This window comes from Endozoicomonas arenosclerae, from assembly GCF_001562015.1.
Lineage (GTDB): Bacteria > Pseudomonadota > Gammaproteobacteria > Pseudomonadales > Endozoicomonadaceae > Endozoicomonas_A > Endozoicomonas_A arenosclerae.
Genome location: NZ_LASA01000051.1, coordinates 88474 through 100604, shown reverse-complemented (window position 1 = coordinate 100604; position 12131 = coordinate 88474). Strand labels below are relative to the sequence as shown.

The 12131-nt window shown below is 47.6% G+C and carries 9 protein-coding genes; 2 read left to right on the top strand and 7 right to left on the bottom strand.

The features are described 5' to 3' along the window. The first annotated feature begins 512 nt into the window (after positions 1 to 512). Positions 513 to 1841 carry an amino acid permease gene (locus WG89_RS03655; protein ID WP_153301416.1) on the top strand — a complete coding sequence of 443 codons (1329 nt, stop codon included), beginning with the start codon at positions 513 to 515 and terminating at the stop codon, positions 1839 to 1841. Between the two features lie 7 nt (positions 1842 to 1848). On the opposite strand, the gene WG89_RS03650 is transcribed toward WG89_RS03655, so the two are convergent. From WG89_RS03650 to WG89_RS03630, 5 genes are all read right to left on the bottom strand, one after another. Further along, positions 1849 to 3423, bottom strand: a complete 1575-nt coding sequence (locus WG89_RS03650; RefSeq protein WP_062261719.1) for a SpoVR family protein — start codon at positions 3421 to 3423, stop codon at positions 1849 to 1851. Between the two features lie 25 nt (positions 3424 to 3448). After that, entirely contained in the window at positions 3449 to 4732 is a 1284-nt protein-coding gene (locus tag WG89_RS03645; RefSeq protein ID WP_062261391.1) for a YeaH/YhbH family protein, read from the bottom strand. Between the two features lie 295 nt (positions 4733 to 5027). Then, positions 5028 to 6950, bottom strand: coding sequence for a PrkA family serine protein kinase (locus tag WG89_RS03640; protein WP_062261388.1), 1923 nt, complete (start codon positions 6948 to 6950; stop codon positions 5028 to 5030). Positions 6951 to 7646: 696 nt separating this feature from the next. Next, entirely contained in the window at positions 7647 to 8537 is an 891-nt protein-coding gene (locus tag WG89_RS03635; RefSeq protein ID WP_062261385.1) for a hypothetical protein, read from the bottom strand. A 114-nt stretch (positions 8538 to 8651) separates the two neighbouring features. Further along, the gene (locus WG89_RS03630; protein WP_062261717.1) at positions 8652 to 9794 is read right to left on the bottom strand and encodes a M20 family metallopeptidase; all 1143 of its coding nucleotides are present in this window, start codon (positions 9792 to 9794) and stop codon (positions 8652 to 8654) included. A gap of 253 nt (positions 9795 to 10047) precedes the next feature. On the opposite strand from WG89_RS03630, the gene WG89_RS03625 reads away from it, so the two are divergent. Next, positions 10048 to 10815 carry an alpha/beta fold hydrolase gene (locus WG89_RS03625; protein WP_062261383.1) on the top strand — a complete coding sequence of 256 codons (768 nt, stop codon included), beginning with the start codon at positions 10048 to 10050 and terminating at the stop codon, positions 10813 to 10815. A 118-nt stretch (positions 10816 to 10933) separates the two neighbouring features. Here the strand turns inward: WG89_RS03625 and WG89_RS03620 are convergent, their stop codons facing one another. Further along, complete coding sequence (locus tag WG89_RS03620) at positions 10934 to 11170, bottom strand: hypothetical protein (protein WP_062261380.1); 237 nt, start codon at positions 11168 to 11170, stop codon at positions 10934 to 10936. Between the two features lie 108 nt (positions 11171 to 11278). Beyond that, positions 11279 to 12073, bottom strand: a complete 795-nt coding sequence (cpdA, locus tag WG89_RS03615; RefSeq protein WP_062261377.1) for a 3',5'-cyclic-AMP phosphodiesterase — start codon at positions 12071 to 12073, stop codon at positions 11279 to 11281. Between the last annotated feature and the right edge of the window lie 58 nt (positions 12074 to 12131).

The window sequence follows — 12131 nt, the reverse complement described above, 5'->3', positions numbered from 1 at the left end:
AGGCTGTATCTCATTAACGGGGGAAGCCGCTTTCTGGTCAGCCTGATAATGTTGACTGGTACTTTCTATTGATTTTTCTGGAGCTTCTTCACTGCCTGAGGACTCTTTCTCCATAAAAAACACTCTCTATTAATGAGGTAAGTCTATAGAAGATTTTATCTTAATTTCTAACCACAGTAGTGTTTTGTTTCTTCAAGAAAAACTTATTCCCTTTAATAAAAACACAAACGTTTGAACTATTTTTCTGTGAACTTTATATGAAGGGTGATCAATTTTTTATTATTTGCTAATCCTTGCTACACAATGGTCTGAAAAGAGTAAGGAGGCATCATGCTAACACATGAATCATTTTAGAACGCCTCATAGTCTAAACTGTGATGACTTTATAGCTCGATTAAACTTGCAGTTTTCAGGAATAGATATCCAGCTAACGGAAGGCATAAAAAAGCTGCCCAGAAATAAAAATAAATTTATTTTCATGTTGGCCGTGTTGTTTGACAGAGGATTTGCCTTTGGTATCTGGAAAACTGTCCCTGTTACCTCTGACCATGCTGGTAACAGGCAATATGATGGGAGCGGGCATCTTTCTGCTGCCGTCATCTCTGGCCAGTTATGGATCGATCACTTTACTGGGCTGGATTGTTACGGTTATTGGTTCCGTTATGCTTTCTCTGGTTTTTGTCCGTCTGGGTGCCGACTGTAAGCCAGGTTCAGGACTTTATGCTTTCACCCGTGCTGGTCTGGGTCGATACGTGGGCTCACAGGTGGTGTATGGGTACTGGGTGGCCATCTGGATTGGAAACATAGCCGTTGCCCTCAGTGGTGTGGGTTACCTGAGTTATTTTTTTCCTGTTTTGACTGATCAGTGGATGGCCTCACTGGCTGCTATCTCTGTGGTCTGGGGTCTGAGCCTGCTGAATATGACCGATATCCGTATTATCGGGCAGTTTCAGGTAGTGACGGCGTCCTGCATGCTGGTGCCTGTTCTACTTGTCAGCTTTCTAGGTTGGTCCCTGTTTGATCTTGAAAACATCACGCAATCATTTAATGTCACAGACCAGCCGAATCGTCAGGTATTGTCTGAATCGGTAACGCTGACTCTATGGTCATTCATAGGTCTGGAGTCAGCTTGCAATCTTTCCAGTCATGCTAAAAATCCCCGAAGAGATGTACCGTTTGCAACACTGTTGGGCACATTGCTGGCCGCCTTGTTTTACATACTCAGTACCACTGCCATGATGGGTATTGTGCCCAACGAGGTGCTACAAAGCAGTGCTGCCCCCTTTTCTGTTACAGCCCGATATCTGCTGGGGGACTGGGCAGGTGAAATGGTCAGTGCTATGGCGGTCATAGCTTGTTTTGGCAGTCTTAATGGCTGGATTCTTATGCATTCGCAGGTGGCCAGGGCTGCTTCTGCAGATGGTCTGTTACCTCAACGTTTTGGCATCCTTAACCGGTATGGTTCTCCCTGGCAGGGGCTTCTCATAACAGCCATTCTGATGTCAGCTCTGGTTCTGTTAACGGTGGAGCCTACGGTACAGAAGCATTTTGAGTTTATTGTTCTGATAGCGGTTTATATCATGCTGCTGGCTTATTTATGTGCCTGTTTGTCCTGCTTTCAAATTCAAAGGCGAAAGTCTCAGGGAATCTCGCCAACCTGGTTAGTGATCATTCTGCTATCAGCCTGTTACTGTCTTCTGGGCATTAACGGGGCAGGATACTCCGTACTGTTTTATGGGACAGCACTGATCATTCTTGGTGGCGCCGTCTACTGGTTCCAGCATCGGGGCAATAAAAAGCCGGATCCCCTGGAGGATCCGGCTCATGGTTATTACAAATAAAAGAGGGTCAGGCCGCTTCGGTGTCTTCCACTTCCTGCTTGGGCAGTCCGTAAATGGTTTTCACTCCACCCCACTCATCTACGGATTCCATGTGAACATCAAAGCCCCACAGTCTGTGGATATGTTTGATGATTTCGCGGGTGCTTTCTGACTCCATGGGGCGACCCTGGTGCATAAAATGACGCAGAGTCAGTGAACGGTCACCGCGAGTGTTCACGCTGTATACCTGAATGTTCGGCTCACGGTTGCCCAGATTGTATTGAGCAGACAGGGATTCCCTGACCTTCCGGTACCCTGAGTCGTCATGAATAGCACTCACTTCCAGGAAAGGGTTGCCTTCGTCGTCGTCAATGCAGAACAGTTTCAGGTCTCTCATCACCTTGGGTGAGAGGTACTGCATAATGAAACTCTCGTCCTTGAAGTTCTTCATGGCAAAGTGCACGGCTTCCAGCCAGTCTGATCCAGCCAGATCCGGGAACCAGCGACGATCTTCTTCCGTCGGGTTTTCGCAGATACGGCGAATATCCTGGAACATGGCAAAGCCCAGAGCGTATGGATTGATGCCGCTATAACGAGGATCATCAAAGTCAGGCTGGAATACGACATTGGAGTGCGAATGCAGGAACTCCATGATGAAGCCTTCCGTAATGTGACCTTCGTTGTACATCTCCTGCATCAGGTGGTAGTGCCAGAAGGTCGCCCAACCTTCGTTCATGACCTGTGTCTGACGCTGAGGATAGAAGTACTGGGCAATCTTACGCACAATCCGGATCAGTTCACGCTGCCAGGTGTCCAGCAGAGGTGCGTTCTTTTCAATAAAGTAGAGAACGTTTTCTTCCGGGTCTCTTGGGTAACGCTCGGCTTGTTGAACCTCATTTTCTTCACGCAGAGGAATGGTGCGCCAGAGATCGTTCAGGTTACGCTGAATATACTCTTCACGTTCCTTGGCCCGCGCTTTCTCTTCTTCTGCAGAGATGGGTCGTGGACGTTCATAACGGTTCACACCCTGATTCATCAGTGCGTGGCAGGCATCCAGTAATTCTTCTACCGCATCCACACCGTACTTTTCTTCGCATTGGGCAATGTAGTTCTTGGCAAACAGAAGATAGTCAATAATGGAGTCTGCATCCGTCCACTGCTGGAACAGATAGTTGCCCTTGAAGAAAGAGTTGTGACCGTAGCAGGCGTGGGCAATAACCAGCGCCTGCATGGGCATGGTGTTTTCTTCCATCAGGTAAGCGATGCAGGGATTGGAGTTGATCACAATCTCATAAGCCAGACCCATTTGACCACGCTGATAGCTTTGCTGGTTGCTTAAAAACTGCTTACCAAAGCTCCAGTGGTTGTACATCAGTGGCATACCTACAGAAGCGTAGGCATCCAGCATTTGTTCGGAGCTGATCACTTCGATCTGGTTAGGGTAAGTATCCAGCTTGAAGCGTTCGGCCAGCTTTGCCAGCTCTCTGTCGTATTCTTCCAGCAGTTCAAAGGTCCACTCAGAACCTTTGGAGATTGGCTCTGCACGGCGAGCTGGCTTTTCTGCGTCAGCTGCCGGTTTGAACTGCGACTCCGGAGAAGGCATTGATTCCTGCTCATGGCGTTCCATATCAGGCATTTTGACCCTCCTTCTTTTCGAAGAGTTTGCGGAAAACCGGATAGATCTCACCCGCATTGCGAATCTGTTGCATGGCAAAATGACCGGCGTGAGCCTTTTCAATCATTTTGTATTCATGCCACAGGTTCTGATGGTGTCGATCTGTGATTTCTACATAGGAGTAGTACTGAGTCAGTGGCAGCAACTTATCGACAATAATGTTGCGGCACTTGGCAGAGTCTGCTTCCCAGTTATCACCGTCTGAAGCCTGGGCTACATAAATGTTCCACTCATTCGGTGAGTAGCGTTCTGTGATGATGTCGTCTGTCAGGGTTAGTGCTGAAGACACTACGGTGCCACCGGTCTCGCGGGCATAGAAGAAATCATGCTCATTACATTCGCGAGCTTCACTGTGGTGACGGATGAATACCACTTCGATCTTCTCGTAGTTGCGTTCCAGGAACAGGTAAAGCAACAGGAAGAAGCGCTTGGCAATATCCTTGATTTCACGGGTCATGGAACCGGAAACATCCATGACACAGAACATCACGGCCTTGCTGGAAGGCTGTGGTACTTTCACCAGGTTGTTGAATTTCAGATCAAAGTCATCAATGAACGGCAAGCGCTTGAGCTTTTTGTTCAGGGTTGAGATTTGATCCTGAATTTCTTTTTTCAGTGCTTCGTCGTTAGTTTCAGGACTTACTTCCATTTCCCGCAGCTGACGCTTCAGGGCACGGATTTCTTTTCGATCTTTACCGGAAAGAGCAATACGACGGGCGTGTGCTGCTTTCAGTGAGCGCACAACGTTCAGTCGATCCGGAGCACCGGCAGAAGTGTAACCGGCGCGCTTAAGTTTAAAGTCGGTGGAGTCTTTCAACTCTTTGCGAAGCAGGTTGGGCAGCTCAAGATCTTCGAACAGATACTCGAGAAACTCTTCACGGTTAATAGAGAAGATAAAATCATCTTCGCCGGAGCCGCTGTTGCTGGCTTCGCCTTCACCGCTGCCTTGACCACCACCGCCTTCGGGGCGCTGGAATCTGTCACCTGTCGTGAATTCTTTATTGCCTGGATGAACCTGCTCCACACGGCCACCCTGACCGTGATGAAAAACCGGCTCAGACAGGTCTTTCTTGGGAATACTGATATCACTGCCGCTATCAACGTCGGTAATGGAACGTTGATCAACAGCATCTTGGACTGCTTCTTTTACCAGACCTTTATAGCGCCTCAGGAAACGCTGCCGGTTGACCGTGCTTTTCTTTTTCGCATTGAGGCGTCGGTCAATTATTATGCTCATAGGACGCTCTCCTTAGGTACTGTTAGCTAAGAAATACAGCTCTCCATTTTCTTTACAACACCTTTTTAAGGAGGAGCTGCAATTTTGGCTCAAGGCTGTATTTTCATTGTCAGCTCAGGGCTGTGCTATGCCATAGAGTTGCCAGGTTGGAAGTATTTCCAGACAGTGGCGATGACTTCTATGGTTGATGTCAGGTTTGCAAGACGCAGAAGCGCCCGAAGGCGCGGCTGATATGAGGTCTCTGTCTGGAGTTCTGTCTGCCACTGTTTCAGCAGCAGACAGACCGGTTCAGAGATTATTGTGACTTGCGAACCCGGATGTACCACTCAGAGAGCAGGCGAACCTGTTTCTCGGTGTAGCCGTATTCCACCATACGCTTCACAAAGTCTGCGTGTTTGCGCTGATCTTCGTTGGATCCCTTGGCATTGAAGGAAATCACAGGCAGCAGATCTTCAGTGTTGGAGAACATCTTCTTCTCGATCACTGCACGCATTTTCTCGTAGCTCAACCAGCTTGGGTTTTTACCTTCGTGGTTGGCACGGGCACGCAGTACAAAGTTAACCACTTCGTTACGGAAGTCTTTCGGGTTAGCGATGCCTGCTGGCTTCTCGATTTTCTCCAGCTCATCATTCAGGGCACCACGGTCCAGAATGTGGCCGGTATCCGGATCACGGAATTCCTGATCCTGAATCCAGAAGTCAGCGTAAGTGATGTAACGGTCAAAGATGTTCTGACCGTAATCGGAGTAAGACTCCAGATACGCGGTCTGAATTTCCTTGCCCAGGAACTCAACATACTTAGGCGTCAGGTATTCCTTGATGAAGCGCATGTAACGATCGGTCACTTCGTCAGGGAACTGCTGCTGTTCAATCTGCTGTTCCAGAACGTACATCAGGTGTACCGGGTTGGCCGCTACTTCCGTGGAGTCGAAGTTGAAGACCTTGGACAGAATCTTGAACGCGAAACGGGTAGAAAGGCCGTCCATACCTTCGTCAACTCCGGCTGCATCTTTGTATTCCTGCAGAGGCTTGGCGTTTGGATCGGTGTCTTTCAGGTTCTCACCGTTGTAAACACGCATCTTGGAGAATATAGAAGAATTATCTGGCTCCTTGATACGGGACAGAACGGAGAACTGGGCCAGCATTTTCAGAGTATCAGGTGCGCATGGCGCATTTTTCAGAGAGCTGTGCTCCAGCAGTTTTTCGTAAATGCCCACTTCTTCATTGATACGTGTGCAGTAAGGCACCTTAACGATGTTGACACGGTCAATGAAGGCTTCGTTGGTTTTGTTGTTACGGAAGGTCTGCCACTCGGATTCGTTGGAGTGAGCCAGCAGGATACCTTCAAAAGGAATCGCGCCCATACCTTCGGTAGAGTTGTAGTTACCTTCCTGGGTAGCGGTCAGCAGTGGGTGCAGTACCTTCACTGGCGCTTTGAACATCTCTACAAATTCCATCACACCCTGGTTGGCACGGCAGAGTGCACCAGAGAAGCTGTAGGCATCCGGATCGTCCTGGGAGAATTCTTCCAGCTGACGAATGTCTACCTTACCTACCAGACTGGAGATGTCCTGGTTGTTTTCATCACCTGGCTCGGTTTTGGCAATAGCTACCTGATTCAGGCGGCTTGGGTAAACTTTAACTACGCGGAATTTGGAAATGTCGCCACCAAACTCGTGCAGTCGTTTAACTGCCCAGGGAGACATGATGTATTTCAGGTAACGACCTGGAATTTTATATTCTTCGGTCAGAATCTTGCCGTCTTCTTCCGGGTTGAAAAGTCCCAGTGGCGATTCAAAAACCGGTGATCCCTTGATGGCATAGAAAGGCATATGTTCCATCAGGGCTTTAAGACGCTCAGCCAGAGAGGATTTACCACCCCCTACCGGACCCAGCAAATACAGAATCTGTTTCTTTTCTTCCAGACCCTGGGCGGCATGTTTGAAATAAGAAACAATCTGTTCGATCGCTTCTTCCATGCCATAGAATTCTTCAAACGCAGGATAACGCTTGATCAGCTTATTGGAAAAGATGCGACTCAGTCGCGGATCTCGTGATGTATCAACGATTTCTGGTTCGCCAATGGCCGACAGCATTCTCTCTGCCGCATTGGCATAGGCACCAGGGTCGGTCTTGCAAAGATCCAGGTACTCCTGAAGGCTCATCTCCTCTTGTTGAGTAGATTCGTACCTTTCCTGGTAATGAGAAAATATAGACATATCAGGCTCCCCCTCGCCATGACCTCCATGATCATAGGCGTACTAATATTTTTGTTTATCTGGGCACTGTATTGTTACTGCGAATCACACGACACCGAATTAATACTTGCCAGGTTCAGGTGCTCTGTTTGTGTTGATCACAATTAACGTTATAGAGATTATCCGTATAAATGTCTACTGCTTTTGGGACTTTTTCGTATACGACGAGATGTGCTTAACTTGTTGATATAAAAGGAAAAAAAGAAATTTTCGGAAGGGTTAATCTACCCATCTTAAAGGGGATTGCTGTTAGTCACCAGTGAAAATTTTTGAACGTTGAGGTGATGTTGTTCTGTAATCACTCATATCCCATGAATAACAATTCAGGCTAAAACACAGCGGGGATGTGGTGATATTAAAATTTGAGGCCAATTTAATAGAGCGGTGTAATTTCATTTTTGGTCATTATTAAAGTTTCGATAAAACTTAAGAATTTCAGAACGACCATTTTCACTTCGAGAATTTTTAATTTTTGATTTTCTATGTCTTTGTTAATAAATTTCAGAATACTGACTTCTTTACTGATGGGACTTTGAAAGAGTGAATAGTTTCAAATTATCCCTGATAGCACTTTAGGTGGTAAATCCAATATACGACAATTCTTATTTTTTTATTCGGGCATCCATTTTTAAGAAGCAATGTGGAATTAGTAGCCTCTCAATCATCCTCGTCATAGGGATCTTCAACCTGGATGCCATGCAAAATTGAATACGTTTCTGTATCGGCCTGAGTTCTCAAGCCGGTGTACTCAACATAAACTTCTGACTGGGCTATGGCTGCATCTTCTGCATAGCGACAGATGGCTTCGTTGTATGTGAACAGTTGCACTATGTTCGGAACTTCAATCTCGTAAGTTTCGTAGGTGAGTACAGTCCTGACTTCGTAGTCGTTCTGAAAAACATTGTATTCCAGAGCGGGTCTGTAGACTTGTTCTGTTTTTGAAATTCGGGTTGTGCCGCCCAGGTGCAGATAAACAGTGCATTTGTGATCCATGACAACTTGTCCCCAGCGTGCCACATGGAGAATCAGGCCAAAGGTTTGCCATTGGCCGAATACTCTTGAGTTCTCGATGACCGGCTTTGATTCAATTCCGTTTGGAAATTGCGTGAAAGAGGGGGTTTTCGAAAAACTGCTCTCAACAGGTCTGACTTCGATGGCCCGGTAACGACTGTTAGTGGCCATGGAGTTGTACCAGAAGGGGTATTTGTATTTGATCACTACCGGTTTACTGGAGACTTTTAACTGATCCCACAGGTATCGATATTCAGGCTGTATGGAAACGTCGTAAGTCTCAGCAGGGTAGAGCTTCTTTGTATAAGCGCCATCACCTGCCTGTATCTCAAGTTCACCGGATTCCCAGATAAAGCCACTTTCCCAGCCCTTTGATGAAAGGGTGCCTACCAGAAAACCGGTACCCCACCATCCCTCTTCGTCGGGTATAACCTGCTCAGAAGGCAGTTCAGGTTTTAATGGAGGAACAGGGGCAGACCAGGCGGTTATGGAGAAAGCAGAGATCAACAGGCCGAAGATCCATTGAGGCCCTTTCATATTGGCGTCCTTACCAGAGAAAAAAGTTATACGATTCAGATTAGCAGTTGGAAGGACGAAAAGGCCAGATAAGGTAGGGTCAGGAAAGCAGGGCACTTTCCTGACCTGTCATCATCAGAGTGGCTTTTCAGCCAGGTTGATGATCACGTTGCGCAGCAGTTGCAGACGAGGTTCGATTGAATCCAGTACAAGGAATTCATTACGGCTGTGCATGCCTGCACCAATAGGACCCAGGCCATCAACAGTTGGGACACCCAGTGCGCCTGTGTAGTTTGCATCAGAGCCACCACCTGCTGCTGTCCAGGTAATGGGCAGATCCATTTGCTGACCGCTTTCCTCGATCAGGGCCATTAGCTTTTCACTTTTTTCGGTGGGGGTGAAAGCCGGCTTGTGAGCAATGCGGTTCAGTTTGATCTGCATACCTTCCAGGAAAGGTGCTTCGGCCATTTCATTGACCAGCTTTTCAATGCCGTCATAGTCGTCGTTATTCCAGAAACGGATGTCGAGGACTGCTTTGGCAAAATCAGGCACTACGTTGCTGGTGGTTCCGCCTTGAATAGTACCGAAGTTAAGGGTTGTGCCGGTTTCGAAGTTGGTTTCCTGATTCAGGCGGGTCACCCATTGGGCAAACTCGGTTATGGCAGAAATACCTTTTTGAGGTTCATTACCTGCGTGAGCGGCTTTGCCGTGGAATTCAATTTCGTACACACCCAGACCTTTCCTGGCTTTAACCAGAGAACCATCAACTCGGGCAGCTTCAGCCACCAGAACGCAACGGCTCTTAAGGGCTACGCTCTTGATCCAATCGGAAGAGTAAGTGGAGCCTGTTTCTTCATCCGGATTCATACAGACACAGATGCTCAGGCGATCCAGAGCGTCAGCAGGCATGTTTTTCAGGGTCAGGAAAATGTTCAGCAGACCGGATTTCATATCCGCTACACCGGGGCCATAGGCTTTTTCCGTATCCCGTGTGAAAGACCATTCTGATACAGTTCCTTCTGGAAACACAGTATCCATGTGACCCACCAGCATGATGTCATACTCTTGCGCATCGGGTTTGTTGGTCACCTGAAGGCCAGGACCGACTTCTTCCCCGAAGGCGTGTCTTGTAACATGCCAGCCCAGTGATTCGTATTTGCCGGTCATGATGTCAGCAATGGCGGCTACGCCAGCGGGAGTATTGGTTCCACAGTCAATATTGATCAGTGGTTTCAGTTCTTCCAGGTAAGCATCAAGGCTGAAAGTTTGTGTAGACATGGCTTGTGGCCTCATAGGCAGAAACGTGTTTAAGCACCAGGCGTTGAGTGTCCTGATGTCAGCAGACTGGCGGGATAAAAATGACAGCCTGCATAGGTATTCTGTTTCGTTAACTTCTTAATAATAGGTTTTGAAGCCGGGCAAAAATATCCTGATAATTACAGGTCGAGTCAGTAAAATTACTCAGATGTTAACAATATGAACCGGCGGTTATCAGAACCGGTTACAGGTGACGGGAGAGATAGAGAAACTCATGAAGTTGTATGCCAGACAGCAGGGGGAAGGCGAGCACCTGATCAGTGTGCATGGTCTGTTCGGATCGCAGGAAAACCTGGGCGCCATTAATCGGCAGTTGGCCGAGAAGTTCCGGGTGCATGGTCTGGATGTAAGAAACCATGGCCGATCTCCTCATGACGATGCAATGGACTATGCCGTTATGGCTGCAGACATTATTGAGTATCTTGACGATCAACAGATTGAGAAGGCACACCTGCTGGGACATTCTATGGGTGGCAAGGTGGTGATGGAAGCGGCTCTGGCTTATCCCGAGCGTGTGGAAAAGCTAGTGGTCATGGATATTGCCCCGGTTCATTACAAGGTCAGACGCCATGACGATGTTTTTGCTGGCCTGTTTGCCGTTGACCTGGGCAATATGCAGAAGCGGGCAGATGCAGACCATGCCCTGCGTCAACATGTTGATGAGCTGGCTGTTCGATCCTTTTTGTTGAAGAACCTCTACCGCAATGATGAGGGCAGCTACAGCTGGAGAATGAATCTGGATGCCATTCACCATCATTATCTGAATATCCTTGCCGGGCATTCTGTAGATGGGTCTTTTGATGGGGATGTCCTGTTTCTGAAAGGCGGTAACTCCGATTACATTCTGTCCGAGCACCGGGAAGAAGTGCTCAAGCATTTTCCCAAAGCAACTCTAAGAGAAATTGCTGACACGGGTCATTGGCTCCATGCGGAAAAGCCGGAGCTGGTGGCTCGAACGCTTATGAGGTTTCTCGAGGTTTGAATACAGTCTGAGTTCATCTTATAGAAATCCCAGAAATTGCTCCTGCATTTCTGGGATACATTACATCCGTGTAAATAAAAAAGCCGCTGTGATTAGCGGCTTTTTTTGTGAGTCAATTTCAATGTCGAGGCTGCTGACCTTCGATGTCATCCCATTGACTGGAGTCCTTATCATCATCGAAGTCATCATAGGAATCGGCGAGATTTTGACGTAATGATTTTTTGTCCCAATAATCATTGATTCCCTGGCGAATTGACTTGTTTCTTCGTTGCTTGCAGCGTTCCTTGGCGGTTTGTTTCTTCCTGTATTCCTGGCCAGAATCCCAGAAGATTTCATCCTGGTCATCGTACTGCATTGACCTTACCCTGGACATATCCTTACTTCCTTTTTTACTGCTCCTATCTTTCAATCTAGAAAAAAGTGGCCAGGGTTTTAATAAAAAATGCTGATATGAAGCGGGGTATCAATAGCCGTTTGCTGCGAGATCAAGCTCCAGAGAGTAACCTTCCAGCCTGATAACTCGAGTATTCACAGTGCCATCAGGCATCAGCTCAAGCTCTCTATAGCCAGGCCAGCGGTCATCCAGCATGAAATCATCGCATTTGGGCTTGAACTGCACACAGGTAGAAGGGGTAGAGAGAAACCGTACATCCTCGACGAGCTGATCTCTTTCCTGATGAATATGGCCATTAAGGACTACCCGCACGTTCGGATAGGACTGAATCAGCTCCATAAACTGGGCAGCATTCTTCAGGCTGATATTGTCCAGCCACTGACTCTCGATGGAGTAGGCCGGGTGGTGGAATGCCACCAGGGTATACTTTTCTGGATTACTGGTCAGGCTGTGTTCCAATAGCGCCAGCTCTTTGCTGGATAAAAAGCCAGGAATCTGACCTGGAATCTGGGAATTCAGCATAACAACTTGCCAGTTTCCCAGATCCATGTGATGAACCATAGCCTCAGGGTTAACCTGACGCATCAGCCTGGCGTCATCGTGATTACCACAGGTCCACAGATAAGGTGCGTTGCTGGTATCCAGAAGGCTCTTCAGCCACTGATAAGACTCCAGGCTGTCATCCTGGGTCAGATCGCCTGTCACCAATATGGCTTCAGGATTAAAAGTAGAAGACTGAATCCTTTCCCAGACGGCCTGAAAGCTTTGATTGGTATCTGCTCCCATCAGTCTGCCATCATGAGAGCCGAACAGATGAGTATCTGTTAGCTGAATGATGCGTGTTCCGTTCATAAGCTGGCTCATAATTCGTTACTGATGCAGCGAAGGCTTTGGATAATTTTATCAGGGAGATAGGAATAAA

Excerpts from the sequence above, each read along its gene's own strand:
- WG89_RS03650 (WP_062261719.1), bottom strand. The coding sequence starts at position 3,423 with ATGCCTTCTCCGGAGTCGCAGTTCAAACCGGCAGCTGACGCAGAAAAG.
- WG89_RS03645 (WP_062261391.1), bottom strand. The coding sequence starts at position 4,732 with ATGAGCATAATAATTGACCGACGCCTCAATGCGAAAAAGAAAAGCACG.
- WG89_RS03635 (WP_062261385.1), bottom strand. The coding sequence starts at position 8,537 with ATGAAAGGGCCTCAATGGATCTTCGGCCTGTTGATCTCTGCTTTCTCC.
- WG89_RS03630 (WP_062261717.1), bottom strand. The coding sequence starts at position 9,794 with ATGTCTACACAAACTTTCAGCCTTGATGCTTACCTGGAAGAACTGAAA.
- WG89_RS03625 (WP_062261383.1), top strand. The coding sequence starts at position 10,048 with ATGAAGTTGTATGCCAGACAGCAGGGGGAAGGCGAGCACCTGATCAGT.
- cpdA (WP_062261377.1), bottom strand. The coding sequence starts at position 12,073 with ATGAGCCAGCTTATGAACGGAACACGCATCATTCAGCTAACAGATACT.
- WG89_RS03640 (WP_062261388.1), bottom strand. The coding sequence starts at position 6,950 with ATGTCTATATTTTCTCATTACCAGGAAAGGTACGAATCTACTCAACAA.
- WG89_RS03620 (WP_062261380.1), bottom strand. The coding sequence starts at position 11,170 with ATGCAGTACGATGACCAGGATGAAATCTTCTGGGATTCTGGCCAGGAA.